The organism is Modestobacter lapidis (genome assembly GCF_054780755.1).
Map to the genome: position 1 here is coordinate 45,335 of NZ_BAAGVS010000012.1, position 25,685 is coordinate 71,019.

Sequence of the window (25,685 nt, forward strand, 5' to 3'; positions counted from 1 at the left end):
AACCGACACGCCTTCCCTGATGGGAAGGGAACACATGTTGCGAAAGACCATGATCGTCGTCAGTGCGATCGGGTTGGTGCTGGGGGCGACCGCGACCTCCGCGCTGGCCGACCACAGCCAGGGTCACCGGATCGAGCAGGCCCAGGCGGACCTGGCGACGGCGAACGAGACGCATGCGGCGGCCCAGCAGGCCGTGCTGGACGCCGAGGCCGCGGTGCCCGTCGCCCAGGCCGCCGCGGACGAGGCGGCGTACGGAGCGAGGACCGACGCGCAGCACCAACAGGAGCTCACCACGCTCAACGCCTTCCTGGGCATCATGAACCAGGGCTGCAGCTTCGGCGCCGCCGGGGCCCAGTGCCGGGCGGACAACCTGGCCTGGATGGGCCCGGGCATCGACCGGGAACGCGCGTTCCTCGCCATTCCCTACGCCCAGCGCCTGGCGAACAACACCGCGGCCCAGGCTGCGCTCACCCAGGCGAAGGCCGACCTCGCCGCGGCACAGACCGCGGTCACCGCGGCGGCTGCCGCGGTGACCGCTGCCGAGGCCGTCCTGGCCGAGGCGCAGGCCGCCGTTCCGCTGCCCCGCGAGAAGGACGTGCTGGCCACCGACGGGTTCGCCGTCGAGGGCCTGGCCGTTCCGCCCACGTTCGCGCCGGCGGCCACCGTCGTCGTGGCCGACTGCACCGACGAGGGCATCGCCTTCACGGTGACGACGGACAACACCGGCTCCACCGACGGCACCAACGCTGGCGCCGGCACGGTCTCCTTCACCACGGCGACCGGTTCGGACAGCGTCACGGCCGACCTGGCCGCCGGCCAGGAGACCACCTCCGACAGCCGGCTCGTCGCCTTCGACGAGGTCGTCGCCGTCAGCGTCGAGGCCACCGTGGACGGCGTCGTGCAGGAGCTGGCGCAGCGGACGATCGCCCCGAGCAGCGACTGCGACTCCGCCGTGGGGATCACCGTGGCCGGGCCGACCGAACTCGAGGTGGGCAAGAGCGGTGTCTACACCGTCAACGTGACCAACTCGCGCGGCGACCACGACACCCCCGTGCAGATCGGCCTCGAGGTCGAGGCGTTCGAGGACGAGCTGCAGACCGGCGACGTCACCCTGGAGGCGTGCGACACCGCGGCGTGCGACACCGCGGCGCCGCTCGAGTTCGAGGTCACCGACGGCGTTCTGCACGTCACCCAGGACGGCCTGATGGTCGACCACGGTGCCGACGTCGACCGCTTCCTCCGGCTGACCTTCGCCAGCAACGGCGCCTACGTCGGCACGGTGTACGCGATCGACTCGGGTCTGGCCGTCTGATGGGCCGGCACCTCGGGCCGCGGCTGCTCGGCGCCGTGGGCATCCTCCTGATGGCCGTCTCCGCGGCCTGGGGTGCCGGGCTCTTCGACCGGCCGACCGCTCCGCCGGGGGCCATCGCCTCGACGAACATCTCGATCACCGTGGGGGACGGCGGGCTCTTCTCCTGGACTGGTGAGCAGATGGTGTCCGCGGCGGGAGTGGTCCTGGGGCTCGTGCTCCTGCTCGGTTCGATCGTCTGGTCCGTGCGGACGCGGGCAGTCGGGCGGCGGCTGACCGCGTCGTTCGGCTAGACCGGCTCTCGTGCGGCCCGGGAGGGCGCCCACAGGGTGGCCTCCCGGGCCGTGCTGCCGTCCCCGGTCGTCGTGGCCGCGGTCGATCGGACCCGCCGTCGGCGCGGTCGGCGAACTACCGTTCCGGCATGGGCGCACTCCTCGCGGTCGTGGTGTTGATCGCGTTGCTCGCTGTGCTGGGCACGTGGGCGTGGCGGGTGCTGCAGAGCCCGGGGCAGGTGCAGACCCCCGGCGCCGGCCCGCGGGCGCTGCCGCCGTGGGACCGCGCCCGCCAGGAACGGGCCATCGCCGCGGCCCGGTGGGTGACCGCGCACGACGAGGTGGACGGCGTGACCAGGGTGCTGCTGCGCCGGACCTGCACCGGCCTGGACGGCCGCCCGGAGGTCCTCGAGGAACGGGTCTTCGAGACCTTCCCCGCGCAGGACCCGCTGTGGGAGGCCCGGTTCACCGAGGCGATGTCCGGCGCGCGCTTCCGCTGCCGTTACCTCAACAACGAGGAGCAGCAGGAGTAGGGCGCGACCGGCCCGGTCGTCCCCCGACCGGGGCGCGCGACACCCGCGGACGGCCGCCGGGCAGGATGGCGGCATGGGTCAGGTCGTCGCGACAGCAGAGGGCATCGTGCGCGCGCCCGCCGAGCGGGTGCGCGCCGCGCTCGCCGACTACGAGGGCACTCGCCGGCGGATGCTCACCGAGCAGTTCAGCGAGTACCGGGTCAGCGACGGTGCGGACGGCGCCGTCGCCCGGGTGCACTGGAAGCTGGCCGCCACCAGCAAGCGGGTGCGCGACCAGGATCTCGTCGTCACCGCCACTCCCGACGGCGGGCTGGTGGAGACCGACGCCAACTCCAGCATGGTCACCACCTGGACGGTGCATCCCGCTGATGCCGGGGTGAGCACCGTGCGGGTGCGCAGCACCTGGAACGGCGCCACCGGCATCGGCGGCTTCTTCGAGCGAACCTTCGCCCCGAAGGGGCTGCGCCGCATCTACGAGGGGTTGATCAGCCGGCTGGACGCCGAGGTCAACGCGGGCTGAGCGCGGCAGCGGGCGCGGGCAGCCCGGGGCCGGCGCTCCGGCGGCCCAGCCACCGGTCGGTCAGCCGGACGGTGAGCAGCGGGAGCGCCGCGATCGTGGCGAAGACCGCGGTGCCGGTGATCCCGACGCCGAGCCACTGGAGCGGGCCGAACCCCACCGTCGAGCCCACCTCCTCAGCGGCCACCCCGATGGCCGGCAGGCACAGGAACAGCGCGCCGGCGACCGGTAGCAGCCACCGTCGCCGCTTCGTGGTGACCCCGGCGACCACTCCTCCCGGCACCATGACCAGCACGTAGAGCACGAGGATGAACGCCGTGCCGCTCCAGGAGAACGAGTTCTCCCCGCCTGACGCGACGGTCACGAGCGCCATGAGCCCCCGGGAGACCGCGCCCAGCGCCATCCCGGCGGCCAGGGCCGCCAGCGCGCCCACCACGATCCTGATGCCCATCCCGACTCCGTCCGCCGCTCCGCCGGCGGCGGCAGGCTAGCGGCGCCGGGGCCGGCTGCGGAAGCACTTCGGACGCCCCGCGGCACCGGCCGGCGGCGCGGGTGCCGATCGGCAGGGACCATGGGGGAGTGACCGCCGCGCCACCCACCGTGGAGGGGATCTCCGCCCTCACCGACCTGCTCGCCGACGGCGGGGCGCTCGTCCTCTCCGGGGCCGGCATCTCCACCGATTCCGGCATCCCCGACTACCGGGGCGTGACCGGCTCGCTGCGCCGGCACACCCCGATGACCTACCAGACGTTCACCCGTGACCCGCGGGGGCGGCACCGGTACTGGGCGCGCAGCTTCGTCGGCTGGCGGAAGATCGCCGACGCCCGGCCCAACCCGGGCCACCGGTCGGTCGCGGCGCTGCAGCAGGCCGGCACGGTCGGCGACGTGATCACCCAGAACGTCGACGGACTGCACCAGGCCGGCGGCGCCCGTGGCGTCGTCGAGCTGCACGGCGGGCTGGACCGCACCGTCTGCCTTGCCTGCGGGGACGTCGCCGACCGCGCGGAGCTCGACCTCCGGCTGCAGGCGGTCAACCCGCGCTTCCGGCCGGCCGGGCACGCTCCTGACGAGGTCAACCCCGACGGTGACGTCGAGCTCCCCGACGCCGCGCTCGACGGCTTCGTGATGGTCGACTGCCTGGCCTGTGGCGGCGGACCGCTCAAGCCCGACGTCGTCTTCTTCGGCGAGACGGTGCCGCGCGACCGGGTCGACCACTGCTTCGGCCTGGTCGACCGGGCCGCCTCCCTGGTGGTGCTCGGCTCCTCGCTGACCGTTATGAGCGGCTACCGGTTCGTCATCCACGCGGCCAAGCGCGGCATCCCGGTGGCCATCGTCAACGCCGGCGCCACCCGCGGGGACGCGAAGGCCGACGTCCGGGTCGACGCCCCGCTCGGCGTGGTGCTGCCGGAGCTCGCCCGCCGGCTGGCCGGCTGACCCGGCGCCGCCGGCCCGTCCGGCCCAGACTGGGCGGTGATGCAGACCTTCCTCCCCGTCGCCGATTTCGCCGAGAGCGCCCGCCTGCTGGACTCCCCGCGGCTGGGCAAGCAGCGGGTCGAGACCCTCCAGGTGCTGCGGGCCCTCGAGCTGCCCGACTACGGCTGGGCCGCGCACCCGGTGGTCACCATGTGGCGCGGGCGCACCGCCGGGCTGGTCGTCTACGGCCTGGCGATGGTGCGGGCCTGGACGGAACGCGGGTTCGCCGACAGCACCGAGACGCTCATCGCCGAGTTCGCCCCCGAGGCCGCGCGGATGACCCAGGCGCAGGCCGCGGCCGCCGGCCTGCTGCCCAGCTGGGTCGGCGACGAGGCGCTGCACCGGTCGCACCGGTCCAACCTGCTGGCCAAGGATCCGGGGTTCTACCGGCCGGCGTTCGGCGCGGAGCCGGCCGACCTGCCCTACGTGTGGCCGGGCGCGGACGACGTGCCGCCGCCGCCCGCGCCCGAGGGCGTGCCGGTGTGGGTGGTGCGACCGCGGGCGCACACCGAGCTGGGCGCCGCGCTGGCCACCGGCGTCGTCGGGCTCGGCACGCAGTCGGGGATCGACGTCGACGCCACCGGGCTGAGCCCGGCCGAGCTGCGGGTGCTGGCCAAGGAGCTCTCCGGGCGCCGGCCGGCCAAGGACCTCCGCCAGCTGAGCGCGCTCCTCGACGAGATGCGCCCCGGCGATCTCGTCGGTCTGCCCGTCGAGCACGGCACCGGGCTGCTGCTCGGCGAGGTGGTCGGCGGCTACTCCTTCGCCGGCCGGGAGCTGCTGCCGCACCGGCGGCCGGCCCGCTTCGGCGGGGTGGTGCCGCGATCGGCGGCCCGCCCGCCGGCCACGCTGCAGGACCCGCGGGCGCTGTTCCGGATCACCCTGGACCCGGCAGGCGTCCCGGCGCCGCTGCGCTGACCGGTCGACGGCGTCAGCACTGCGGCGCAGCCGTGGGGTCGGCGTCGCGACCCGGGTGACCACCTGCGCGGGCACCGGAGCACCACGACGTCGCCCCCGTCGTTCGGCAGGGTGCGGTCACCCGGTCGCAGGCAGCGGCACGTTCTGCAACCGGACCTGTCCGCGGGCGACGAGCTTGCCGTCCTCGGCCCGGGTCAGGCTCACCAGCCAGAGCTGCTGGGTACGGCCCTGCTGGACCGGCTCGGCGAGCACGTCGAGCCGGCCGCTGGTCATCGGCCGGAGGAAGTCGGTCGCGTTGTGCAGGCCGACGGCGAACTCGCCGCGGTCGACCACCGCGGCGCTGGCGCCGATGCTGGCGGCGGACTCGACCACCGTGCAGTAGACGCCGCCGTGCACGACGCCCCACGGGGTGTGGTGCGCACGCCCCAGGTCGACGGCGCCGGTGACCCGGGTGCCGGACACCTCGGCGGGCACGAACCCGGAGGCAGCGGCGAAGGAGCTGACCGCTGCCAGGTCCGTCGGAGGCAGTGCGCTCATGCGTCCCACACCAGGCAGAAGGGATGGCCGACCGGATCGGCGTAGACCCGGAAGTCGCCGCCGCCGCCGGGCAGCCGGCGGGCGCCCAGGGCGAGCACCTGCGGCTCGGCCACGTCGACGTCGGCGACCCGGATGTCGAGGTGGAACTGCTGCGGCCGGGTCGGGTCCGGCCAGGCCGGGGGAACGAGATCCGGGGCCTGCTGGACGGCGATCCGGTAACCGGCGCCGGTGACGACGACCCAGTCGTCGCCGGGCCGGCCGCTGACCTCCATGCCCAGTACCTCGGCGTAGAAGGTCGCCAGCGCGTGGGCGTCAGGGGCGTCGATGACGACGGAGTGCAACTGGCCGATCATGACCGCCATCCTCCCCCGGCCGGCCGGGGCCCGGCAGCCCGGTGTCGTGGCGGCGCCACGGCGCGCGGCCACCCGGGCTGCGGGCCGCGCCGGTCGTGCCGCACGATCGGCACATGGCCGACCCGCTTTCCGCACCCCAGCTGGGCACGCTCACCTGGCACCCCGCCGCCGACCGGCCCGACCTGCTGGGCGATCCGGTCGCCGCGGCCCTGGCCGGCCTGTCCGGACCGGCGTGGGTGGCCGAGATCGACGACGCGGCGGCCGACACCGCCGCCTTCACCGACACCTACCAGGTGCCGCCGGAGGCCTCGGCCAACTGCGTGGTCGTCGCCGCCCGGCGCGGCGGGCAGACGACGCTGGCCGCCTGCCTGGTGCTGGCGACCACCCGGGCCGACGTGAACGGCCTGGTCCGCCGGCACCTGGGTGCCCGCAAGGCCTCGTTCGCGCCGCAGGACGTCGCGGTCGCCGAGAGCGGCATGGCCTACGGCGGGATCACCCCGGTCGGGCTGCCCGCGGACTGGCCGGTGCTGGTGGACGCCCGGGTGGCGGCCGGGGAGCTGCTCGTCGTCGGCTCGGGCACCCGGGGCAGCAAGCTGGCCGTACCCGGGGCGGTGCTGGCCGCGCTCCCGGGCGCCGCGGTGCTCGAGGGCCTCGGCCAGCCGCTGGAGTGAGGCGCCGGCGGCTCTAGGCTCGCGGTGATGAGCGAACCCGACGACGACCGCCCGGCGCCCGGCCCCGTCGTCCGGCCGGAACGTGCGCCGGACGACAGCGACCTCGGCTGGGGTGAGCGGCTGACCGACCCCGACGACGAGGACCGCCGCTACCTGGAGGACCGGCCGCCGCACTGGGGGAGCGACTGACGGCCTACAGCCGGCCGGGCAGTGCGGTGGTGCCCGGACCCGACGGGTCGCCGCCCGGCCGCTGCCCCTGCTGGGCGCGCAGCAGGTCGCGGATCTCAACCAGCAGCTCGACCTGCGTGGGCGCCACCGGACCGGCCTCCTCGCCGCGCCGACGCCGCTCGACGAGCGTCTTCATCGGCAGCACGACGACGAGGTAGACGACGGCAGCGGTGAGCACGAAGGTGATCACGGCGTTGACGAACGCGCCCCAGGTGAACCGCTGGCCGTCCACGACGACGGTGCCGCCGTCGACCCCGCCCCCGCCGACCAGGCCGATCAGGGGCTCCAGGAACGACGCGGTGAACGAGCCGACGACCGCGGTGAACGCGGCGCCGATCACCACCGCCACGGCGAGGTCGACGACGTTGCCGCGCAGCAGGAAGTCCTTGAAGCCCTTGATCACGGGTTCTCCCGGGTTCGGAGCGCACCGCCCGGGAGGGCCCCGGGCCGGTCACGGTGGGCCGAGGGTAACGGTGAGCGATCCGGTGGCAGCGGCTGCGGCCAGGGCCCGCGCGGTCTCCGGTGAGACCGCCAGCACCAGCAACCCGGAGCCCTCCGGAGCGGTGCCGAACGGCTCGTCGGTCGAGGCGCCGGGCGGTGCGCCGAGCACCAGCGCGTCAGCGGCCACGACCTCGGCGGTCCCGGCCTCCGGGACGCTCGAGAGGACGTCCACCCGGTCGCCGGGGCGGACCAGGGCGGCCACTGCGAGGTCGGCCAGGCGCACCGGGGCGGCGACCTCTCCGACGGGCACCTGCGCCCACATGGCCGGGCCCACCAGCCGCACGTCGGTCACCGGCTCCCCGCGGCGCAACGGCCCGGCCAGCACCCGTCCGGCCACCCCGGACCCCGGTCCGCTCGCGCCGTCGGGGACCAGGGCCGCCGGAAGGGCGGCCACGGCCAGGTCCGCAGCGGCGAGGAGCGTGCCGGCGGGCAGGTCGGTCGCTGCCACCAGCACCGGGACCGTACTCACCGCCGGTGGCCCGATCGACGGGGCCGGGCGCAGCGCGAGCGCGAGGGCCAGCCCGACCAGCAGGCCGGCGGCCACCTGGCGCAGCAGGTGCACCGGGGAACGGGGACGCCGCAGGAGTCGCACGCCGCGACGCTAGGTCGCCGCGCCCGCCCGGGACGGCGGCCGGCCGGGGACTGTGGACATCGCCGGCAGGTGTGGACGCCGGCGGGCGGCGAGCCCGCCCGCCGTGCTCGGGCTAGTTGGCGGCCTTGCTGGCGGCACCGCTGGAGGAGGTGCTGCTCGACGAGGAGTCCTTCTTCGGCGCCGCGGAGGCGGGCTCCTTCGACCCCTTCGAGTCCTTCGACCCGCTCGACCCGTTCGAGTCCTTCGACCCGTTCGAGTCCTTCGACCCGTTCGAGGAGGAGTCCTTCGCCGACGCGGTGGAGGTCTCGGCCTTGCGGCTGTCGGTCCGGTAGAAGCCCGAGCCCTTGAAGACGACCCCGACCGAGCCGTAGACCTTGCGCACCGGCGCGTCGCACTCCGGGCAGGTGCTCACCGCCGGGTCGCTGAACGACTGCACGACCTCGAACTCGTGCTTGCCCTCGGTGTTGGTGCAGACGTACTGGTAGGTGGGCACGGTGCAGTGGCTCCTCGTCCGAGTGGTCGCCAGGCTGGCACTCGGGCCCGGCGACTGCCAATCATGCGCCGTCCGGGGCCGGTCGTCCACGTCCACCGGGCCACGCGCGTCGTGCCGCGGGTCACAGCGTGGCGTCCTGATCGGGGAACCGTCGACTTCCGGACGGTGAGGGGCTCGCGGTCGGCCGGTACGGTTCCGGCCGTGGCGGACCGGTGGCTCGACGAGGCCGAACAGCACACCTGGCGGGTCTGGCTGGCCGTGGCCGAGCTGATGCCGCGCACCCTGGACGCCCAGATGCAGCGCGACGCGGGCCTGACCCACGCGGCGTACGTCGTCCTGGCGATGCTGTCGGAGGCGCCGGACGGCAGCCGGCGGATGAGCGACCTGGCGCGGGTGGCGAACCAGTCGCAGAGCCGGCTGTCGCACACCGTGGCCCGGCTGGAGGAGCGCGGCTGGGTGCGCCGGGAGCGGGCCACCGACGACCGGCGGGGCAACGTCGCCGTCCTCACCGAGGCGGGGCAGGAGGTCGTCGCCCGGGTGGCGCCCGGCCACGTGGCCGCCGTCCGCGACTCCTTCTTCGCCGCGCTCACCCCGGAGCAGACCCGGTTGCTGGGCGAGGCGCTGGGCGCCGTCCTCGAGCGGCTGGACCCCGACCACACCCAGCGGGCCATCGCCGGCAGCTGACGCTCCGGGAAGCTCCGGTGGCCGCCGGTCGTTGCCGCAGGCGATGTCCGAGACGCGCACGCCACTGCCCCTGTCCGTCCTCGAGCTGGCCACCGTCGGCACGGGGCAGACCACGGCCGAGGCGCTGGCCGCCACCACCGAGGTGGCCCAGGCCGCCGACCGGCTGGGCTACAGCCGGATCTGGGTGGCCGAGCACCACAACATGCCGGCCGTGGCCAGCACCAACCCGCCGGTGCTGATCGCGCACCTCGCCGCCGTGACCGACCGCATCCGGGTGGGCTCGGGCGGGGTGATGCTGCCCAACCACGCGCCGCTGGTGGTGGCCGAGCAGTTCGCGCTGCTGGAGGCGCTGCACCCCGGGCGGATCGACCTCGGCATCGGCCGGGCCCCGGGCACCGACCAGCACACCGCGCTCGCGCTGCGCCGCGACCCGAAGGCCCTGTCGGCCGAGGACTTCCCGCAGAACCTGATCGACGTGCTGGGGCTGTTCGGCGACGGGCGGGTCGAGGGCGGTCTCGCCGAGCGGTTCAGCGCCACCCCCGCCGCGTCGTCCGCGCCCGCGGTGGTGCTGCTGGGCTCCAGTGGCTTCTCCGCGGAGCTGGCCGGCGCCCTCGGCCTGCCGTTCACCTTCGCCCACCACTTCGGCAGCCCGAACACGGTGGCAGCCGTCGAGCGGTACCGGGAGTCGTTCCGGCCCTCGGCCGCGCTGGAGCGGCCGTACACGATCGTCACGGCGAACACCCTGGTCGCCGAGGACGACGACGAGGCCCGGCGGCTCGCGCTGCCCGGTCAGCTGATGCGGTTGGCGATTCGCACCAACCGGCTGCGGCCGGTGCCGAGCCCGGCGGAGGCCGCCGTGCATCCCGAGCGGGCCGCCGCGGAGGCGATGCCCAGCAACGCGATCATCGGTAGCCCGCAGCGGGTGACCGCCGGGCTGCGGCAGCTGGCCGCCGACACCGGCGCCGACGAGCTGATGGTGTCCGCGTCCACCCACGGAGCGGCGGAGCGGGTGCGCAGCCTGGAACTGCTGGCCGGCGCCTGGGGGCTTCTCCCGGCAGCGGTGCGCCCCGCCGCCTAGCGTCGCCCTGGGGGACCTTTGCTGGACGGTCATACGCTCATGCTCATGACGCAAGACGATGACGAGCTGGAGAGCCTGGTGCGCAAGCGCATCCGGGCGCTGCGTGTCGCGCAGGGGTGGTCACTGGGCGAGCTCGCCACCCGGGCCAACGTCAGCCAGTCGACGCTCTCCCGGATCGAGAACGGGCAGCGCCGCCTCGCGCTCGACCAGCTCGTCACCCTGGCTCGCGCGCTGGACACGACGCTGGACCAGCTGGTCGAGACGGCGTCCGACGACGTGGTCACCAATCCGACGATCGACGGCGCGCACGGGCTGATGCGGTGGACCGTCAAGGGCGATCCGGGCATGTCCGTCGTCCGTCAGCGCATCACCCAGCCGCCGCCCGAGAATCCCGCGCGCATGCGCGCACACCCCGGCCGTGAATGGCTCGTCGTCCTGTCCGGGACCGCCGTCCTCATGCTGGGCCACCGGCGCTTCCGCGTGGAGACCGACCAGGCCGCCGAATTCCCCACGATGCTGCCGCATGCCATCGGGACCGCCGGTGGGCCGTGCGAGATCCTCGGGATCTTCGATCGCGACGCGCGCCGTGGTCACCGCAGTACCGATGGGGACGGCGACCTCGGTCGCCCCGAGACGTGATCCCGCGCCGAACAGGCCTTGCCCGGCAGGTCGTGTCAACGTCGACCTTCTTGCTCGACACGCAAGAAGTCGTGCTTATGAAGCAAGAGCAACCTAGCCTGTCGGCATGACCCGAACCCACCCGGACAGCGGCGACCGCCCGGCACCGCACGACCACCCCGATCAGCACGCCCGCCACGGCCAGGGGGAGATCCTCGACCGGGACGCCGAGGTGCTGGCCGAGATCAACGCCGACATCGTCCGATGGCTGCCTCGACAGGCCGCACCTCGGCAGATCCTGGACCTCGGATGCGGCACGGGAGCCGGCACCCTCGCCCTCCTCGACCGCTTCCCCGAAGCCCACGTCACCGCGGTCGACGCCTCGGTCGAGCACCTTCAGCGCCTGCGGGAGAAGGCATCCGCCCGGGGTGTGGCCGCGCGCGTGAGCACCGTGCAGGCCGACCTGGACGACCTGAGCTGGCCCCATCTCGGCACGCCGGAGCTGGCCTGGGCATCGGCCGCACTGCATCACCTGGTCGACCCCGATCGCGCGCTGCGCCGGGTTCACGACGTACTCGCGCCCGGTGGGCTGCTCGCGGTCGTCGAGCTCGCCGGCTTCCCCCGCTTCCTCCCCGAGGATGCCCCGGAGGACCGGCCCGGGCTGGAGGAGCGCTGCCACGCCGCGACGGAGCGCGACCTCGCCGAGCACCTGCCGCACCGCGGCGCCGACTGGGGCCCGAAACTGGTCGCCGCCGGCTTCGCCGTCGAAGGTGAGCGGACGATCACCGTGAACATCGAGGCCTCGGGACGTGCCGGAGTCGGCGCCTACGCCCTCGCCGCTCTGCAGCGCCTCCGCCACCGGGTCGCCGACCTGCTGCCGCCCGAGGACCTCACCGCACTCGACCGCCTCCTCGACGCCGACGGTCCGCACAGCATCGCGCGCCGGCACGACCTCGCGGTCCGCACCGAACGCAGGGTCTGGGCCGCCCGCCGCGGCGCGAACACCTAGGAGTCTGCAGCGTCCTGCCGGGTCGCTCCTCAGCGGAGGTGGCGCAGGAACGTCTGCGGATCGTCGAGGAACTGCCGCCACGCGGCGGTGAGCTCCAGCTCCGACCACACGGCGGGGCGCAGGCCCCACGAGCCCACCTCCAGCAGGGTGGCGCCCGGCAACGCGGCGACGATCGGGGAATGGGTGGCGACGACGACCTGCGCGCCGGCCGCCACCAGGTCGAGCAGGACGGTCACCAGCGCCAGCGAGCCGCCGAAGGAGAGTGCGGCGTCGGGCTCGTCGAGCAGGTAGGTGCCGCCACCACCCGACCGCCGGGTGAGCACCTCGAGGAACGCCTCGCCGTGGGACAGCTCGTGGTAGTTCGGATCGGGGCTGCCGATCTCCTCCAGGTGGCTGTACAGCCCGTGCAGCGTCTCGTCGCGGAGGAAGTAGCCCCAGCGGGACGCGCCGGGGCTGCGTTCGACCACCAGCCCCAGCGATTCCGGCTCGGTGGCCCGGGTGCGGTGCCGGGTGTGCACCGAGCCGCCCTCGGGGTTGAGCCCCAGGGTGACGGCCATCAACTCCAGCAAGGTCGACTTGCCCGATCCGTTCTCGCCGACCAGCACCAGCGCCCCGGCGGGCAGCTCCAGCCCCTGGTCCAGCACCTGCGCGATCGCCGGCACGGTCAGCGGCCAGGCCGCGCGCTGCGCCGGGGTCGGCGGCGGAGCGGCGCGGTCGGGGCGGAAGCGGCGGATCGGTCGGCGGTCCACGGCGGTCATCCTGGCGTGCGGGTCCGACGTCCGGTGCCGACCGGCCCGGACCCGGCCGCCGTCCGCACCCGGTGGTCGCCGACCGCTCCGCACAGCGTGAGGACGGCGACCACAGGGTGCGGACGGGAATCGGGCCGGCGCCCGGCTCAGCGGCCCAGGTGCCGCCAGCGCCGCCCCCGGCTGCGCATCCGCTCGGCGTTGTCCCGGCCGAGCAGACCGGTCAGCTCCTCGGCGAGCACCCGGCCCATCCGCTGGCAGAACTCGATCGGCTCGTCGGCGGCGTCGGGACGCTCGGGCACCACCCGGTCCACGATCCCGGCGCGCCACAGGTCGGTCGCCCGCACACCCTGGGCGGCCGCCATCTCGTCGGCACGGTCGACGGTCCGGTGCACGATCGCGCTGGCGCCCTCCGGCGGGAGCGGGCCCAGCCACCCGTTGGCCGCGGCCAGCACCCGGTCGGCCGGCACCAGCGCCAGCGCGCCGCCCCCGGTGCCCTGCCCCAGCAGCACCGCCAGCGTCGGCGCCTCGAGCATCACCAGGTCCTGCAGGCAGCGGGCGATCTCACCGGCCATCCCGCCCTCCTCGGCGGCCACGGACAGCGCGGCACCGGGGGTGTCGATCAGGGTGAGCAGCGGCAGCCGCAGCTCCGCGGCCAGCCGCATGCCCCGCCGGGCCTCCCGCAGCGCCCCGGGGCCCAGCGGCGCCGACAGCGACTGACCGGTCCGGTCCTGGCCGAGCACCACGCAGGGCGCACCGCCGAAGCGGGCCAGCGCCAGCAGCAGCCCCGGGTCGACCTCCCCGGCGCCGGTGCCGTTGAGCGGCACGACGTCCGTGGCCGCGGTGCGCAGCAGTTGGCGCGCGCCCGGCCGGTCGGTACGCCGGGAGGCGGTGACCACGTCCCACGCCGTGCGCCCGTCCTCCGGGTCGTCGGCGTCGGTGCCGTCGCCCTCGACCGGCCCCTCGACCGGCGCCCCGCGGTGCCAGGTCGCCCGGGCGGCGAGCACCCGCAGGGCGCGGTCGGCGACCTCGGCGATCTCCTCCGGCGGCACCACCCCATCGATGAGCCCCCGCTCGGCCAGGTGCTCGGCGGTCTGCACCCCCGCCGGGAACGGCTCGCCGTAGAGCGCCTCGTACACCCGGGGACCGAGGAAGCCGATGGCCGCGCCCGGTTCGGCGATCGTCACGTGCCCCAGCGACCCCCAGGACGCCAGCACCCCGCCGAACGTCGGGCCGCGCAGGTAGACCAGGTAGGGGAGGCCGGCTTCCTTGTGCCGGGCGATGGCGGCGGTGATGCCGATCATCTGCAGGAACGCGACCGTGCCCTCCTGCATGCGGGTGCCACCGGAGACGGGGGCGGCCAGCAGCGGCAGCCCTTCCTCGGTCGCCCGCTCCACCGCGGACATCAGCCGCTCGGCGGTCGCCGTGCCGATGGAGCCGGCCAGGAAGCCGAACTCGCCGGCCACCACCGCCACCCGGCGGCCACGCAGCATCGCCTCGCCGGTGACGATGGCCTCGTCCTGCTGGGTCTTGGCGGTGGCCGCGGCCAGCTCGCGGGCGTAGCCGTCGTCGATCTCGCGCGGCGGGACCGGGGTGTCCCAGGACCGCCACGAGCCGGCGTCGAGCACCAGGTCACGCAGCGAGCGGGCGTCCAGCCGCCGGGGCTTCCCCGCGGCGGTCACGAGTGCCCGGCGTCGGTCGCGGCCCCGCCGGAGCCGGCCAGCCAGGCGCGGATCGCGTCGCCGTCGGCCCCCAGCACCGGCGGTGGCCGGTGGTCGCGCCGGGTGGTCTCGGACTCGCCGTCCGGTCCGGCGGCGAAGAACCGCAGCGGCGGGCCGGGCAGCGTCAGGGGCCCGGCGGTGGCGTGCTCGACGGAGACCTTCAGACCCTGCGACTCCACCTGGTCCCAGGAGTAGACCTCGTCGAGGGTGCGCACCTTGCCCGCCGGGACGCCGGCCTTCGACAGCCGGGCGAGCAGCTCCTCGGCGGGGATGTCGGCGAAGACCCGCTCCAGCAGCTCGATGACCTCCTCCCGCCGCGCGACCCGCTCACCGTTCGTGGCGAGGCCCGGGGCGTCGGCGTCCAGCCCGAACTCGGTGCACAGCCGCCGCCACAGCCCCTCGCTGCCGCAGGACAGCTGCACGCTGCCGCCGCCGGCGCAGTGGAAGAGGCCGTAGGGGGAGATGGAGGGGTGGTGGTTGCCCTGCCCGCGGGGCACCTTCCCGCCCACGGTGTGCGCCGTCCCCTGGTAGGCGTGCACGCCGACGACGGCCGACAGCAGCGAGGTGCGCACCACCTGTCCGCGGCCGGTGCGCTCGCGCTCGAGCAGCGCGGCCAGCACGCCGTAGGCCCCGTACATGCCGGCCAGCAGGTCGCTGATCGGGACGCCGACCTTCTGCGGGTCGTCGGGACCGGACCCGGTCATCGACATGAGCCCGGCCTCGCCCTGCGCGATCTGGTCGTAACCCGCCCGGCCGCCCTCGGGGCCGTCGTGGCCGAAGCCGCTGATGGCCAGGGTCACCAGCCGCGGGTTCAGCTCGGCGAGGACGTCGGTGCCGAAGCCGAGCCGGGCCAGCGTGCCGGGCCGGAAGTTCTCCAGCAGCACGTCGGCGCGGCGCACCAGCTCGGTGAGGACCGCGCGGTCCGCGTCGTCCTTGAGGTCGAGGGCGATCGACTCCTTGTTCCGGTTGGCGGAGAAGAAGTACGTCGACTCGCGGCCGCCATCGGCGGTGTCGACGAACGGCGGGCCCCACCCACGGCTGTCGTCGCCGCCGCCGGGGGTCTCCACCTTCACCACCCGCGCACCCAGGTCGCCGAGCATCATCCCGGCGTGCGGGCCGGCGAGGGCGCGGGTCAGGTCGACGACGAGGACGCCGTCCAATGGTCCGGTCACGTGGTCCCTCTTCCTGTGTCGGGCGGTGCCCAGATGGCCGCCCACTCTCTCAGTGACCGGGTGCCGCGGGCGACCGGAGGGTGCCTCGGCCCACCGGGGACCAGCCTCCCGACGGCGTGACGACGGCCGACACGGGACGGTCGTGCTCCCCGGCGGGCACCTCGTCGAGCAGTTCGTCGTCGAACACCACGCCGACCAGGAGCGTGCCCGGGCGGGCCAGCAGCAACGCCCGGTCGTAGTAGCCGGCGCCGCGGCCCAGCCGGCTGCCGTCCCGGGCCACGGCCAGGGCGGGGACGACGACGACGTCCGCGGTCCCGAGGGCGGTGGCCGGCAGCCGCGGCCCGGGGGGCTCGGCCAGCCCGAAGCGCCCCGCCACCAGCCGGCCGTCGTACTCGGCCCAGGACAGCTCCCGGCCGCGGTCGGGGACCACCGGCAGCAGCAGCCGGCCGACGACGGCAGCCAGCGCTGCCGGCAGCGGGCCCGCGCCGGGCTCCTCGGCGGTCGGTACGTAAGCGGCCACCACCGGGGTGCGGGCCAGCCGGGGCGCCAGGGCGGCGGCCACCAGGCGGCCGGCAAGGGTCCGGTCGCCGGCCGACCGGGCCGCCCGGGCCGCCAGCAGCCGGGCACGCAGCTCGGCCTTGCGGGTGACCACGACAGGGGGATCGGCCACGACGGCAGGCTAGGCCCGATCCGGCCTGGCTAGGCTCGCCCCATGCCGAGCCCGTCTGCCGTGCGCCGAGAGACCACCAAGGCCGTCATCCCGGTCGCCGGGATGGGCACCCGGTTCCTGCCCGCCACCAAGGCGGTGCCCAAGGAACTGCTGCCGGTCGTCGACCGCCCGGCGCTGCAGTACATCGTCGAGGAGGCCGCCCGCGCCGGGTTGCCTGAGGTGCTCATGGTGACCGGCCGCAACAAGGCCGCCATCGAGGACTTCTTCGACCGCACGCCCGAGCTCGAGGCGGCGCTGGAGAAGAAGGGCGACCAGTCGCGGCTGGACGCCGTGCAGGCCTCCACCGACGTCGCGCAGGTCCACTTCGTCCGGCAGGGCGAGGCCCGCGGGCTGGGCCACGCGGTGCTGCAGGCCGCCGCGTTCGTCGGCGACGAGGCCTTCGCGGTGCTGCTGGGCGACGACATCATCGACGCCCGTGACCTGCTGCTGGAGGAGATGCTGGCCGTCCAGGCCGAGCACGGCGGTGCCGTCGTCGCGCTGCTCGACGTGGGTCGGGACAACATCAGCAAGTACGGCGCGGTCGCCGTCGAGGGCGAGGGCTCCACGGTGCGGATCACCGGGCTGGTGGAGAAGCCGCCGGCCGACGAGGCGCCCAGCAGCCTGGCCATCATCGGCCGCTACGTGCTGCCGCCGGAGGTCTTCCCGGCGCTGCGGGTCACCGAGCCCGGTGCCGGTGGGGAGATCCAGCTGACCGACGCCCTGGTCCGGCTGGTCGAGGACGGTGTGCCGGTGCACGGCGTCGTCTTCTCCGGCCGCCGCTACGACACCGGCGACCGGCTCGACTACCTCAAGGCGGTCGTCCAGCTGGCCGTCGAGCGGGAGGACCTGGGCCCCGCGCTGCGGCCGTGGCTGCAGAAGTTCGTGGCCGACCTGCCCGCCGAGGGCGCGTCGCCCGCCTGACCCGCGCCCCCAGGGGGCACCATCGCAGCCGGAGTGTCCGTCGGGGTGGCCCGGTCACGAGAGGACGGGCCACGTGCGGACCGGGCAGCGACGACGGTGGGACGACGGTGGTGGGGATGACCGAGGACAAGTCACGCGGGTGGTTCGGCGGGAGCCGGGAGACCACCCAGCTCGACCTCGAGCGCGGCACCCCGGTGCGGCACCCGGCGCCGGACGCGGGCCTGGCACTGCTCGACGAGGGGTCCGCGCCGGCGCCCAGCCGGGACACCGTGCAGGTCGAGCGGTCGGTCTTCGCCGCCGAGCGGGTGCCCTCGCCGGCGGTCTCCTCGGGGGACCGCGCGCCCGACCCGATCGGGAACACCGGGTCGGTCGACGTCTCGGCGCTGCGGCTGCGCACCGTCGAGCAGCACCTGGACGAGATCCTCGGCTCCGTGCCGCAGCCCGACCCGATCGAGCTCGCCGTCCTCGACGCGCAGGGGCTGCTCTGCGCCGAGCTGGTGACCAGCACCCGCGCGCTGCCGTCGTTCGAGCAGGCCGGGCTCGACGGGTACGCCGTCTCCTCCGCCGACATCGCCGCGGCCACCGTCGAGGCGCCGGTCGAGCTGGCCGTGGTGGGGGAGAGCACCGCCGGGTCCGGCGAGCGGGCCGCGATCAACGCGGGGCTGGCGCAGAAGGTGGCCGTCGGCGCGATGATGCCGGCCGGCGCCGACGTCGTCGTCCCGGCGGCGTGGACCGATCAGGGCGCCGCCCGGGTGGCCGTCTACGCCGCGCTCGCGCCGGGCAGCTACGTGCGGCGCACCGGTGACGACGTCGCCCCCGGCGACACCGCGGTGCAGATCGGCACCCCCATCGGCCCGGCCCAGATCAGCCTGCTGGCCGCGGTCGGCCGCGAGCGGGTCTCCGTGCGGCCCCGGCCCCGGGTGTCGGTGCTGTGCGCCGGCGACGAGCTCGTCGACGTGGGTGCCACGCCGGGCCCCGGCCAGATCGTCGACGTCAACAGCTACGCCCTGGCCGCCGCCGCGCGGGACGCGGGAGCCGAGGTGTACCGGGCGGGCATCCTGCCCGGCGACCCGCGGCGGCTCACCGACCTGCTGGAGAGCCAGCTGCTGCGCAGCGACGTCGTGCTGATCGCCGGCACGTTCGCCAGCGGCGGGGCCGATCAACTGCAGGAGGCGCTGCACGCCCTGGGCGGCATGGCGTTCACCCAGGTGGCGATGCACCCGGGCCCGTTGCACGCCTTCGGCCGGCTGGGGCACGAGCAGGTGCCGGTCATCTGCGTGCCCGGCGAGCCGGTGGCCGCGCTGGTGGCGTTCGAGGTCTTCGTCCGCCCGGCCATCCGGCTGATGCTGGGCAAGCGGCAGCTGTTCCGCCGTACCGTGCAGGCGGTGTCGGCGCAGCAGCTGCTCTCGCCGCTGGGCTACCGGCAGTACCTGCACGGCCAGGTGATGCGGCACCCCGACGGTGGCTACGTCGTCGAGCCGATCGGCGACGGCGACCAGGCGATGCTGGCCCGGATGGCCCGCGCCAACTGCCTGATCGTCGTGGACGAGGACGTCACCGAGGTCTCCGCGGGCGGCCTGGTGACCGTCATGCCCATGCTGCTCGGCGGCTGAGCTGGACCCGGCACCGCACCCGGGCTGGCCGGCCCGGCTGGCCCACGGCCCGGTCGAGCTGGTCCCGTTGCAGCGCGGCGACGCCCGGGAGTGGTCCCGGGTGCGGACGGCGAACGAGGACTGGCTGGCCCCCTGGGAGCCCTCGGCCGGGATCGGCTGGCCCGACCGGCACTCGCCGGCGGCCTACCGGGCGCTGCGTCGCGCGTCGTCGCGGCGGGCGCGGGCCGGCCTGTCTCTGCCCTTCGCGCTGCGCTACCAGGGGCGGCTGGCCGGGCAGGTCACGGTGGACAACGTCGTCCGAGGCGCGCTGCGCTCCGGGCACCTCGGTTACTGGCTGGACCGGGCCGTCGCCGGGCGCGGGGTGGCCTCGCTGGCCGTCGCGCTCGTCTGCGACCACGCCTTCGGCCCGGTCGGCCTGCACCGCCTGCAGGCCGACATCCGGCCGGAGAACGGGCCCAGCCGGCGGCTGGTGGAACGGCTGGGCTTCCGCCGGGAGGGGCTGTTCCGCTCCTACCTGGACATCGACGGCGCCTGGCGGGACCACCTGGGGTACGCGCTGCTGGCCGAGGACGCCCCCGGCGGGGTGCTGGCCCGGTGGCAGGCGCAGACCGGTCACTGACGGAAATCGTGTCGTGACGACAGGTCCGCGCGACTGGTCCGCGGCGCTCGTGGGGTGCGCGACACGCCGGGGCGACGCCGACTCCACAGCGACACACCGATCAGGTTCCGCTGTATCGGCAGACCGCGTCCCTACATTGACCGACGAGTGACAGTTGTGACTCGTGTGGCCCCAGGGATCGGGGTCGCAGGGCGCCAGGGACGGATCGGGGTGTTCGGTGATGGGATCGGGCGTACTGCTGGCCGCTCTCGTCGTGCTGTGGTTCGTCGTGCTGGTGCCGATGGTGGTCACCAGGGGCGATTCGCGTGCGGTGGGGGCCGGCTCGGCCGAGTCGGGACGGACGCTGCAGCGACGGCGGACCGTGGATCCGCTCGTCTCCGCGGAGACCGAGCAGGTGACGATCGACCGCGCCGCGCTGCGCACCACCGGTGAGCTGAAGGTCGACGTGCACGCCGTGCGCCGCCGGACGCTGGCCGGGCTGGTCGCCCTCGCGCTGCTCCTGCTGGTGGGCGCGCTGACCTACCGCTCCTGGCTGTGGGCCCCGCAGGTGCTGCTGGACCTGGCGGTGGTCGGCTACCTGATGGTGCTGCGCGCCGCCGCCCAGCGGGAACGCCGGGTCGCGGCCCGCCGCGCCGCCCGGATGGCGCACCGCCCGCCGGCCCGGGTGGCACGTCCGTCCGCTCCGCGCCCGGCTGCCGCCCAGCGCCCGGCTGCCGCCCAGCGCCCGGCCGCGCCCGAGCCGCAGGTCGCCGAGCCCGCCGCGGCCCAGCAGCACCCGAGCCTGCCGCTGGCCCCGGTGCACCCGCTGCGTCCCGGCCGCGTCGTCGCGGCGCGCACGCCCACCCCGGCGGGCTGGCAGCAGAGCGCCGTCGTCGGGCTGGACGACGAGGACATCGGCTTCGCCGAGATCGACGTCTACCAGCCGCGACGCGTCGCCAACGGGTAAAGGACCCTCCTGCCCCCCACCGCTCGCAAGCTCGCGTCGGGACCCTGCAGGAGGGCCACACCTGCCCCCCACCGCTCGCAAGCTCGCGTCGGGGCCCTGCAGGAGGGCCACACCTGCCCCCCACCGCTCGCAAGCTCGCGTCGGGGCCCTGCAGGAGGGCCACCCCTGTGGCAGCTCCGGGGGCGGCGGACGGTAAGCTCTCCGTGCAAGGGGCTGTGGCGCAGTCCGGTAGCGCACCTCGTTCGCATCGAGGGGGTCAGGGGTTCAATTCCCCTCAGCTCCACCCGGAGAGGTACAGCAGGAGGCGGTGGCGACAGCCACCGCCTCCTGCTGCGTCCGGGGCCCTTTCGCCGCCCCCACGCCGCCGGTTTGTGGCGCGCCGGGGGCGGCTGGTACCCATCCCGGGTGCACACCGACCGCGCAGGGCACGGACGCCCAGGGCTCGGGACGGCCGCCCGCTTGGTGCTGGCCGTCGTCCTCCTCGTGGTCGCCGGGGTCCTGACCCCGGCCACCGCCGGCGCGGCCCCGAGCCTCCCGCCCGGTTTCGCGGTGCGGGACCTGCCCAGTGGGCAGGACGAGCTGCTCACCGACCTCGCCGCCGTCCCCGACGGCAGCTGGTACACCACCGGCAAGAACGGCCGGGTCGCCTGGGTCTCGGCCGACGGTCGCGCGCGCACCCTCGCCGAGCTGCCCGTCGTGTCCACGCAGGACCTGGGGCTCACCGGCGTGACGCTGGCCCCCGACCACGCGACATCGGGGCGGATCCTGCTGGCCCGCACGATCGACGTCGACGGGCAGTGGGTGATGCGGCTGAGCTCCTGGGCGGTGGTCAGCTCCCCGGAGCCGGCGGCGCTCGCCGACGAGCAGGTGCTGTGGGACCTGCCGGCCGGGTCCGACGTGCACGCCATCACCGACCTGCTGACCGCGCCGGACGGCACGCTGTGGGTGACGATCGGTGACAGCGCCGACTTCCGGACCGTCGACCCGCAGGCGTTGCGCGCCCTGGACGTCGACACGGGCTACGGCAAGCTGCTGCACGTGCACGCCGACGGGACGGGCGTGGAGACCAACCCGTTCTACGACCCGGCCGCGCCGGACTCGTGGCGCAGCCGGGTGTACGCCAGCGGGTTCCGCAGCCCCTTCCGGTTCAGTCTCGACCCGACGACCGGCGCGCCGGTGGTCGGGGACGTCGGCTGGAACGTCTGGGAGGAGGTCGACCTGGTGCGCCCCGGCGCCGGCTACGGCTGGCCGTGCTGGGAGGGCAACAGCCCGACCCCGGGCTACGCCGACCTGGCCGGCTGCCAGGGGGTCGGCAACTCGGCGCCGCTGTGGACCTATCCGCACGGGCCGCTCGGCACCAGCATCACCGGCGGGGTGGTCTACACCGGCTCCAGCTATCCCGAGCAGTACCGGGGCGCCTACTTCTACGGCGACTACGCCTCGCAGCGGCTCTACACGCTGCGCTACGACGCGCAGGGTCAGTTGGTGTCCCGGCCCGAGGACGACGGGTTCGGCGCGGAGAACGGGCTGCCGGTCGCCTTCGCCACGGCCGTCAACGGCGACGTCGTCTACGCCGACATCGGCGGCAGCACGCTCAAGCGGCTCGTCTACGTCCCCGGCAACCGCGCCCCGGTCGCCGTCGCCGCGATCAGCACCGACGCCGCCACCCGCACGGTGACCTTCGACGGCGGCGGGTCCACCGACCTGGACGGCGATCCGCTCACCCACCGGTGGGACTTCGGCGACGGCACCACCGGTACCGGCGCGCAGGTCAGCCACACCTACGCCGAGCCGGGGACGACGCCGCTCACCGCCCGGCTCACGGTCACCGACCCCTCGGGAGCGGAGGGGACGACGGACGTGGTCGTCGTCCCGGCCAACGGCGTACCGGTGATCACGCTCAGCGCGCCACCGCCGGACCGGCGGTTCTCGGTCGGCGAGATGGTCGAGGCCACCGCCACCGCCACCGATCCCGACGACGGGCCGCTGCCGGTGCGGTGGAGCGTCGTCCTGGTGCACTGCAGCGGCGGGTACTGCCACGACCACCCCGGCGAGTCGGTCACCGCCGACACCTTCTCCCGGCCGTTCGACGACCACGGCGACGCCACCCACCTGGAGGTCGTCGCCACCGCCACCGACCGGTTCGGTGTGACGGCGCGCACGGGTTTCACCGCACTGCCCCGGTTGCGCACGCTGACCCTCGCCGGCACCACCCCGAGCGCCGTCACGGTCAACGGCACCGCCCGGCCGGTCTCGGAGATCACCGTCGGCGCCGGGGTGACCGTGATCGCGCCGACGGTGGCCAGCGACTCCGTCGCCACCTTCGACCGCTGGGAGGACGGGAACACCTCGCGCGAACGGACCCTGGTGATGCCGGACGCCGACGTCACGCTGGCCGCCACGTACCTGACCCCGATCGACCGGCGGTTCGCCGCGGATGCGGCGCTGCGGGCCCTGCTGGGCGAGCCGGTGGAGCCGGAGAACGGCGACGCGGCCCTGCGGTACCGGCCCTACGCCGGCGGCCGGCTGTACTGGACACCGGCGACCGGTGTGCACGAGGTGCACGGCGCGATCCTGGGCAGCTATCTCGCCGTCGGCGGCCACGTGCGGTTCGGCCCGCCGCTCACCGACGAGACGCCGACCCCCGACGGCGTCGGCCGGTACAACCAGTTCGCGGCCGGTTCGGTCTACTGGACGCCCACCACCGGCGCGCACGAGGTGCACGGCGCAATCCTGGAGCGCTGGGCGGGTCTGGGCTGGGAACGGTCCTACCTCGGCTACCCGACCAGCGACGAGTACGACGTGCCCGGCGGCCGGCGCAGCGACTTCGAGCGGGGGCAGATCACCTGGGACGCCGCGACGGGGCAGGTCGTGGACACGCCCCGCTGACCGCCATCAGCCGGCGCCGCGGCGATCTACTCCGCTCCGCGGCTGTGCGATCTATTCCGCTCCGCGGCTGTGCGATCTATTCCGCTGCTCGGAAGTTCGCCTGCCGCTGCTCGGCGAAGGCGGCCACGCCCTCGCGGCCCTCCGGGTCGCGCGCGGACGCCACGATCTGCCGGGCCTCCTCGTCCAGCTGCTCCGCCAGCGAGCGCACCGCGGCCTGGCGCACCAGCGCGCGGGTGCGCACCATCGCCCGCACCGGGCCGGCCGCGATCTGCCGGGCCAGTGCGATGCTCTCCTCGGTCAGCACCTCGTCGTCGACCAGCCGCGCGACCAGGCCGAAGGTGTGCGCGTCGGCGGCGTTGAGCACCCCGTCGGTGAGCAGCAGCTCCAGCGCCCGCGGCGCACCCAGGGCCCGGGTCAGCGCCCAGGAGGTACCGCCGTCGGGCGACAGGCCCAGTGAGCCGTACCCCGGGTGCAGCTTGAGGGAACGGCCGCAGACCACGAGATCACAGGCACCGAGTAGGCCGATCGCCGCGCCGGCGACGGCGCCGCGCACCCCGGCCACCACCGGCACCGGGCAGTGCAGCACCGCGCGGAACACCTCGTGCCAGGCCGTGGCCAGGGCGCCGATGTGCCCGGGCAGGTCCGCGGCGGCGGCGAACCCGCGCACGTCCCCGCCCACGCAGAACCGTGGGCCGTTCGCGGTCAGCAGCACCGTGCGGGTCTCCGCCGGCCGGGCGGTGAAGGCGCTGACGAGCTGCTCGGCCATCGGCAGGTCCAGCGCATTGCCGGCCTCCCGGGAGTCGAGCGTGACCCGCCAGACGTCGCCGTCGACGGCCGTGCTCACCCGGTGCGCCCCTGCGTCGGTTCCCGGACTGCTCATCCCTGTCCTCCTCCGCGCCGGCGCCGCGCCGGCCGCACCGCCACGCTAGGTGGCGGGGCGCCGTCCGGCTCCCCGGCGCGGGATTCAGAACCAGGAGGGGAACCACATCCGCTCCAGCCACTCGCCGTGGGACAGCGGGTCCCCGGTCAGGATCGGATGGAGGAAGACGAACGTCATGGCGACCACCGCCAGGTACAGGCAGACCGCGCCGAGACCGAGCTGCCGGCGGAACTCGCTCGCGCGGGGCGTCCCGAGCACGTCCTGCAGGGCCAGGGTCACCGCGAGCACGAAGAACGGTGCCGCCGGGGCCATGTAGAAGATGAACATCGTCCGGTCCAGGTTCACGAACCAGGTGAGCCAGCCGGCCGCGATGGCCACCGCCACCGTCAGCGCCGCCGGATCGCGCCGGGCCGCGATCCGCCAGATCAGCCAGAGCATCGCCGGGGCGAAGGCGAACCACAGCGTCGGCGTCCCGACCATCAGGATGTAACGGACGACCTGGTCGCCGGCGGCATCGGTGAGCCCCTGCGGATTCCACAGCAGGATCGGCCGGCCGGTCACCAGCCACGACCACGGCCCGGACTCCCACGGGTGCGGGGTCGACAGGCCGCTGTGGAACGCCAGCCACTCGCCGTGCATGTGCCACAGCGACCGCAGCGCGCCGGGCACGAAGCCGAACGCGGTGTCCGGGTGCTGCGTGGCCCAGTGCCGGCCCTGCCCGGTCTCGGAGAGGAACCAACCGGTGAACGACGCCAGGTAGGTGAGCACCGGGACGGCGGCCAGCGCCCACAGCGCCCCGGGGAGCCCACGGCGGACGGTGACCAGCGTGGGACGGGGCGCGCCCGCCTCCCGCCAGGCGGCCCGGTCCCAGAACAGCGAGAGGACGGCGAAGAATGCCAGGAACCAGACGCCGCTCCACTTCACCGCGCACCCGGCGCCGAAGAGCACCCCGGCCGCGATCCGCCAGCCGCGCGGGCCCAGCCGGAACCCGGCCGCGTTCACCCGGTCGGCGCCGTCCCGGACCCGCCGGCGCACCCGGTCGCGGTCGACCACCAGGCAGGCGACGGCGCTGACGACGAAGGCCTGCAGGAACACGTCCAGCAGGCCGATCCGGGACAGCGTGAAGGAGAACCCGTCGAGCGCGAGCAGCAGGCCCGCGACGAGGCCGAGCAGGGTGGAACCGGTCAGCCGCCGGGCGAGCCGGGTCAGCACGACGACGGCGATGGTGCCCGCCACGGCAGAGGGCAGCCGCCAGCCCAGCGAGTCGTAGCCGAACAGCTGGATGCCTGCCGCGATCAGCCACTTGCCCAGCGGCGGGTGGACGATGAACGTGTAGCCGCGGTTGTACTCGGTGCCCCAGCGCAGCAGCTCCAGCGCCTCGGGTGGGTAGTAGGCCTCGTCGAAGAGCAGGTCACCGGGGTAGTCCAGGCCCCAGACCCGGGAGACGAAGGTGGCCAGCCCGAGCACCGCGGTGAGCGCAGCCGCCAGGCGGCGGTCGCCGGGCAGCGGGGGAGTGCCCTGCCGGCGCGGCCGCGGCGGCCGGCGGCGCGGAGCGCGGAGCGGGTCCACCGGGGTCGACTCCGCCCGCTCCGGGGTCAGCACCGCCATGTCGGCCAGCGTAGTGACAGGACCCGGCTGCCCCCGGCACTCGCGAGCTCGCGCCGGGCCCCTGCAGGCGGGCCGGGG

The 25,685-nt window shown here is 75.1% G+C and carries 29 protein-coding genes and 1 tRNA gene; 18 read left to right on the plus strand and 12 right to left on the minus strand.

Annotated elements, in window-relative coordinates; all coding sequences use genetic code 11:
* The first annotated feature begins 34 nt into the window (after positions 1–34).
* The 4 genes from ACYVG5_RS13475 to ACYVG5_RS13490 all read left to right on the plus strand — a co-directional run bounded on the left by ACYVG5_RS13475 (position 35) and on the right by ACYVG5_RS13490 (position 2,634).
* Positions 35–1,312 carry a hypothetical protein gene (locus ACYVG5_RS13475; RefSeq protein WP_460683247.1) on the plus strand — a complete coding sequence of 426 codons (1,278 nt, stop codon included), beginning with the start codon at positions 35–37 and terminating at the stop codon, positions 1,310–1,312.
* Positions 1,312–1,602 (plus strand): hypothetical protein, encoded by a 291-nt coding sequence (locus ACYVG5_RS13480; protein WP_222049498.1) that lies wholly within the window; start codon positions 1,312–1,314, stop codon positions 1,600–1,602. Before ACYVG5_RS13475 ends, ACYVG5_RS13480 begins: the two co-directional genes overlap by 1 nt.
* Before the next feature lie 128 nt (positions 1,603–1,730).
* On the plus strand, positions 1,731–2,114 hold the full coding sequence (locus tag ACYVG5_RS13485; protein WP_222049499.1) for a hypothetical protein: 384 nt from the start codon (positions 1,731–1,733) through the stop codon (positions 2,112–2,114).
* 73 nt (positions 2,115–2,187) lie between these two features.
* A complete protein-coding gene (locus ACYVG5_RS13490; protein ID WP_222049500.1) occupies positions 2,188–2,634 on the plus strand; it encodes an SRPBCC family protein in 447 nt (148 codons plus the stop codon).
* Here the strand turns inward: ACYVG5_RS13490 and ACYVG5_RS13495 are convergent.
* On the minus strand, positions 2,621–3,082 hold the full coding sequence (locus ACYVG5_RS13495; protein WP_222049501.1) for a hypothetical protein: 462 nt from the start codon (positions 3,080–3,082) through the stop codon (positions 2,621–2,623). The two genes, ACYVG5_RS13490 and ACYVG5_RS13495, sit on opposite strands and share 14 nt — an antisense overlap.
* Positions 3,083–3,210: 128 nt before the next feature.
* Between ACYVG5_RS13495 and ACYVG5_RS13500 the strand changes: the two genes are divergently transcribed.
* Positions 3,211–4,065, plus strand: coding sequence for an NAD-dependent protein deacetylase (locus ACYVG5_RS13500; protein WP_222049502.1), 855 nt, complete (start codon positions 3,211–3,213; stop codon positions 4,063–4,065).
* Between the two features lie 39 nt (positions 4,066–4,104).
* A complete protein-coding gene (locus tag ACYVG5_RS13505; RefSeq protein ID WP_222049503.1) occupies positions 4,105–5,019 on the plus strand; it encodes an MSMEG_6728 family protein in 915 nt (304 codons plus the stop codon).
* 117 nt (positions 5,020–5,136) lie between these two features.
* On the opposite strand, the gene ACYVG5_RS13510 is transcribed toward ACYVG5_RS13505, so the two are convergent.
* Together ACYVG5_RS13510 and ACYVG5_RS13515 are read right to left on the minus strand one after the other, a co-directional pair.
* Positions 5,137–5,556 carry a PaaI family thioesterase gene (locus tag ACYVG5_RS13510; protein WP_222049504.1) on the minus strand — a complete coding sequence of 140 codons (420 nt, stop codon included), beginning with the start codon at positions 5,554–5,556 and terminating at the stop codon, positions 5,137–5,139.
* Complete coding sequence (locus tag ACYVG5_RS13515; RefSeq protein WP_222049505.1) at positions 5,553–5,909, minus strand: VOC family protein; 357 nt, start codon at positions 5,907–5,909, stop codon at positions 5,553–5,555. The genes ACYVG5_RS13510 and ACYVG5_RS13515 overlap by 4 nt, the downstream gene beginning before the upstream one ends.
* 113 nt (positions 5,910–6,022) lie before the next feature.
* Between ACYVG5_RS13515 and ACYVG5_RS13520 the strand changes: the two genes are divergently transcribed.
* The gene (locus ACYVG5_RS13520; RefSeq protein ID WP_222049554.1) at positions 6,023–6,580 is read left to right on the plus strand and encodes a YbaK/EbsC family protein; all 558 of its coding nucleotides are present in this window, start codon (positions 6,023–6,025) and stop codon (positions 6,578–6,580) included.
* 27 nt (positions 6,581–6,607) lie between these two features.
* Positions 6,608–6,769, plus strand: a complete 162-nt coding sequence (locus tag ACYVG5_RS13525) for a hypothetical protein (protein ID WP_222049506.1) — start codon at positions 6,608–6,610, stop codon at positions 6,767–6,769.
* Positions 6,770–6,773: 4 nt separating this feature from the next.
* On the opposite strand, the gene mscL is transcribed toward ACYVG5_RS13525, so the two are convergent.
* The 3 genes from mscL to ACYVG5_RS13540 all read right to left on the minus strand — a co-directional run bounded on the left by mscL (position 6,774) and on the right by ACYVG5_RS13540 (position 8,394).
* The gene (gene mscL / locus ACYVG5_RS13530; RefSeq protein ID WP_222049507.1) at positions 6,774–7,211 is read right to left on the minus strand and encodes a large conductance mechanosensitive channel protein MscL; all 438 of its coding nucleotides are present in this window, start codon (positions 7,209–7,211) and stop codon (positions 6,774–6,776) included.
* 48 nt (positions 7,212–7,259) lie between these two features.
* Positions 7,260–7,901 (minus strand): Flp pilus assembly protein CpaB, encoded by a 642-nt coding sequence (gene cpaB / locus ACYVG5_RS13535; RefSeq protein WP_222049508.1) that lies wholly within the window; start codon positions 7,899–7,901, stop codon positions 7,260–7,262.
* 112 nt (positions 7,902–8,013) lie between these two features.
* The gene (locus ACYVG5_RS13540) at positions 8,014–8,394 is read right to left on the minus strand and encodes an FmdB family zinc ribbon protein (RefSeq protein ID WP_222049509.1); all 381 of its coding nucleotides are present in this window, start codon (positions 8,392–8,394) and stop codon (positions 8,014–8,016) included.
* Between the two features lie 201 nt (positions 8,395–8,595).
* On the opposite strand from ACYVG5_RS13540, the gene ACYVG5_RS13545 reads away from it, so the two are divergent.
* The 4 genes from ACYVG5_RS13545 to ACYVG5_RS13560 all read left to right on the plus strand — a co-directional run bounded on the left by ACYVG5_RS13545 (position 8,596) and on the right by ACYVG5_RS13560 (position 11,783).
* On the plus strand, positions 8,596–9,078 hold the full coding sequence (locus ACYVG5_RS13545; protein WP_222049510.1) for a MarR family winged helix-turn-helix transcriptional regulator: 483 nt from the start codon (positions 8,596–8,598) through the stop codon (positions 9,076–9,078).
* Between the two features lie 43 nt (positions 9,079–9,121).
* Positions 9,122–10,156: an LLM class flavin-dependent oxidoreductase gene (locus ACYVG5_RS13550; RefSeq protein WP_222049511.1), complete on the plus strand. Its 1,035-nt coding sequence runs from the start codon at positions 9,122–9,124 to the stop codon at positions 10,154–10,156.
* Positions 10,157–10,234: 78 nt separating this feature from the next.
* Positions 10,235–10,795: a helix-turn-helix domain-containing protein gene (locus tag ACYVG5_RS13555; protein ID WP_460683248.1), complete on the plus strand. Its 561-nt coding sequence runs from the start codon at positions 10,235–10,237 to the stop codon at positions 10,793–10,795.
* Between the two features lie 106 nt (positions 10,796–10,901).
* Entirely contained in the window at positions 10,902–11,783 is an 882-nt protein-coding gene (locus tag ACYVG5_RS13560) for a class I SAM-dependent methyltransferase (RefSeq protein WP_222049513.1), read from the plus strand.
* Positions 11,784–11,812: 29 nt separating this feature from the next.
* On the opposite strand, the gene ACYVG5_RS13565 is transcribed toward ACYVG5_RS13560, so the two are convergent.
* The 4 genes from ACYVG5_RS13565 to ACYVG5_RS13580 form a co-directional block, all read right to left on the minus strand.
* On the minus strand, positions 11,813–12,532 hold the full coding sequence (locus ACYVG5_RS13565) for an AAA family ATPase (protein ID WP_222049514.1): 720 nt from the start codon (positions 12,530–12,532) through the stop codon (positions 11,813–11,815).
* Between the two features lie 146 nt (positions 12,533–12,678).
* Complete coding sequence (locus ACYVG5_RS13570) at positions 12,679–14,211, minus strand: carboxyl transferase domain-containing protein (protein WP_222049515.1); 1,533 nt, start codon at positions 14,209–14,211, stop codon at positions 12,679–12,681.
* A complete protein-coding gene (locus tag ACYVG5_RS13575) occupies positions 14,208–15,422 on the minus strand; it encodes a CaiB/BaiF CoA transferase family protein (RefSeq protein ID WP_222049516.1) in 1,215 nt (404 codons plus the stop codon). Before ACYVG5_RS13575 ends, ACYVG5_RS13570 begins: the two co-directional genes overlap by 4 nt.
* 49 nt (positions 15,423–15,471) lie before the next feature.
* The gene (locus ACYVG5_RS13580; RefSeq protein ID WP_222049517.1) at positions 15,472–16,092 is read right to left on the minus strand and encodes a 5-formyltetrahydrofolate cyclo-ligase; all 621 of its coding nucleotides are present in this window, start codon (positions 16,090–16,092) and stop codon (positions 15,472–15,474) included.
* A 42-nt stretch (positions 16,093–16,134) separates the two neighbouring features.
* On the opposite strand from ACYVG5_RS13580, the gene ACYVG5_RS13585 reads away from it, so the two are divergent.
* The 6 genes from ACYVG5_RS13585 to ACYVG5_RS13610 all read left to right on the plus strand — a co-directional run bounded on the left by ACYVG5_RS13585 (position 16,135) and on the right by ACYVG5_RS13610 (position 23,119).
* Positions 16,135–17,052: a UTP--glucose-1-phosphate uridylyltransferase gene (locus tag ACYVG5_RS13585; protein WP_222049518.1), complete on the plus strand. Its 918-nt coding sequence runs from the start codon at positions 16,135–16,137 to the stop codon at positions 17,050–17,052.
* Positions 17,053–17,168: 116 nt separating this feature from the next.
* Entirely contained in the window at positions 17,169–18,665 is a 1,497-nt protein-coding gene (gene glp, locus ACYVG5_RS13590) for a molybdotransferase-like divisome protein Glp (RefSeq protein ID WP_222049519.1), read from the plus strand.
* Between the two features lie 67 nt (positions 18,666–18,732).
* Positions 18,733–19,284, plus strand: coding sequence for a GNAT family N-acetyltransferase (locus ACYVG5_RS13595; RefSeq protein WP_246630648.1), 552 nt, complete (start codon positions 18,733–18,735; stop codon positions 19,282–19,284).
* Between the two features lie 220 nt (positions 19,285–19,504).
* Positions 19,505–20,230 (plus strand): divisome protein SepX/GlpR, encoded by a 726-nt coding sequence (gene sepX / locus ACYVG5_RS13600; protein WP_222049520.1) that lies wholly within the window; start codon positions 19,505–19,507, stop codon positions 20,228–20,230.
* A gap of 209 nt (positions 20,231–20,439) precedes the next feature.
* A tRNA-Ala gene (locus ACYVG5_RS13605) sits at positions 20,440–20,513 on the plus strand.
* Between the two features lie 122 nt (positions 20,514–20,635).
* A complete protein-coding gene (locus ACYVG5_RS13610) occupies positions 20,636–23,119 on the plus strand; it encodes a PQQ-dependent sugar dehydrogenase (protein WP_222049521.1) in 2,484 nt (827 codons plus the stop codon).
* A gap of 76 nt (positions 23,120–23,195) precedes the next feature.
* Here ACYVG5_RS13610 and ACYVG5_RS13615 read toward each other — a convergent pair whose 3' ends face one another.
* Both ACYVG5_RS13615 and ACYVG5_RS13620 read right to left on the minus strand, forming a co-directional pair.
* Entirely contained in the window at positions 23,196–23,999 is an 804-nt protein-coding gene (locus ACYVG5_RS13615) for an enoyl-CoA hydratase/isomerase family protein (protein WP_222049522.1), read from the minus strand.
* 84 nt (positions 24,000–24,083) lie between these two features.
* Positions 24,084–25,607, minus strand: coding sequence for a dolichyl-phosphate-mannose--protein mannosyltransferase (locus tag ACYVG5_RS13620; protein ID WP_222049523.1), 1,524 nt, complete (start codon positions 25,605–25,607; stop codon positions 24,084–24,086).
* Positions 25,608–25,685: the final 78 nt, after the last annotated feature.

Excerpts from the sequence above, each read along its gene's own strand:
- ACYVG5_RS13475 (WP_460683247.1), top strand. The coding sequence starts at position 35 with ATGTTGCGAAAGACCATGATCGTCGTCAGTGCGATCGGGTTGGTGCTG.
- ACYVG5_RS13480 (WP_222049498.1), top strand. The coding sequence starts at position 1,312 with ATGGGCCGGCACCTCGGGCCGCGGCTGCTCGGCGCCGTGGGCATCCTC.
- ACYVG5_RS13485 (WP_222049499.1), top strand. The coding sequence starts at position 1,731 with ATGGGCGCACTCCTCGCGGTCGTGGTGTTGATCGCGTTGCTCGCTGTG.
- ACYVG5_RS13490 (WP_222049500.1), top strand. The coding sequence starts at position 2,188 with ATGGGTCAGGTCGTCGCGACAGCAGAGGGCATCGTGCGCGCGCCCGCC.
- ACYVG5_RS13495 (WP_222049501.1), bottom strand. The coding sequence starts at position 3,082 with ATGGGCATCAGGATCGTGGTGGGCGCGCTGGCGGCCCTGGCCGCCGGG.
- ACYVG5_RS13505 (WP_222049503.1), top strand. The coding sequence starts at position 4,105 with ATGCAGACCTTCCTCCCCGTCGCCGATTTCGCCGAGAGCGCCCGCCTG.
- ACYVG5_RS13510 (WP_222049504.1), bottom strand. The coding sequence starts at position 5,556 with ATGAGCGCACTGCCTCCGACGGACCTGGCAGCGGTCAGCTCCTTCGCC.
- ACYVG5_RS13515 (WP_222049505.1), bottom strand. The coding sequence starts at position 5,909 with ATGATCGGCCAGTTGCACTCCGTCGTCATCGACGCCCCTGACGCCCAC.
- ACYVG5_RS13520 (WP_222049554.1), top strand. The coding sequence starts at position 6,023 with ATGGCCGACCCGCTTTCCGCACCCCAGCTGGGCACGCTCACCTGGCAC.
- ACYVG5_RS13525 (WP_222049506.1), top strand. The coding sequence starts at position 6,608 with ATGAGCGAACCCGACGACGACCGCCCGGCGCCCGGCCCCGTCGTCCGG.
- ACYVG5_RS13550 (WP_222049511.1), top strand. The coding sequence starts at position 9,122 with ATGTCCGAGACGCGCACGCCACTGCCCCTGTCCGTCCTCGAGCTGGCC.
- ACYVG5_RS13560 (WP_222049513.1), top strand. The coding sequence starts at position 10,902 with ATGACCCGAACCCACCCGGACAGCGGCGACCGCCCGGCACCGCACGAC.
- ACYVG5_RS13585 (WP_222049518.1), top strand. The coding sequence starts at position 16,135 with ATGCCGAGCCCGTCTGCCGTGCGCCGAGAGACCACCAAGGCCGTCATC.
- glp (WP_222049519.1), top strand. The coding sequence starts at position 17,169 with ATGACCGAGGACAAGTCACGCGGGTGGTTCGGCGGGAGCCGGGAGACC.
- sepX (WP_222049520.1), top strand. The coding sequence starts at position 19,505 with ATGGGATCGGGCGTACTGCTGGCCGCTCTCGTCGTGCTGTGGTTCGTC.
- ACYVG5_RS13615 (WP_222049522.1), bottom strand. The coding sequence starts at position 23,999 with ATGAGCAGTCCGGGAACCGACGCAGGGGCGCACCGGGTGAGCACGGCC.
- ACYVG5_RS13620 (WP_222049523.1), bottom strand. The coding sequence starts at position 25,607 with ATGGCGGTGCTGACCCCGGAGCGGGCGGAGTCGACCCCGGTGGACCCG.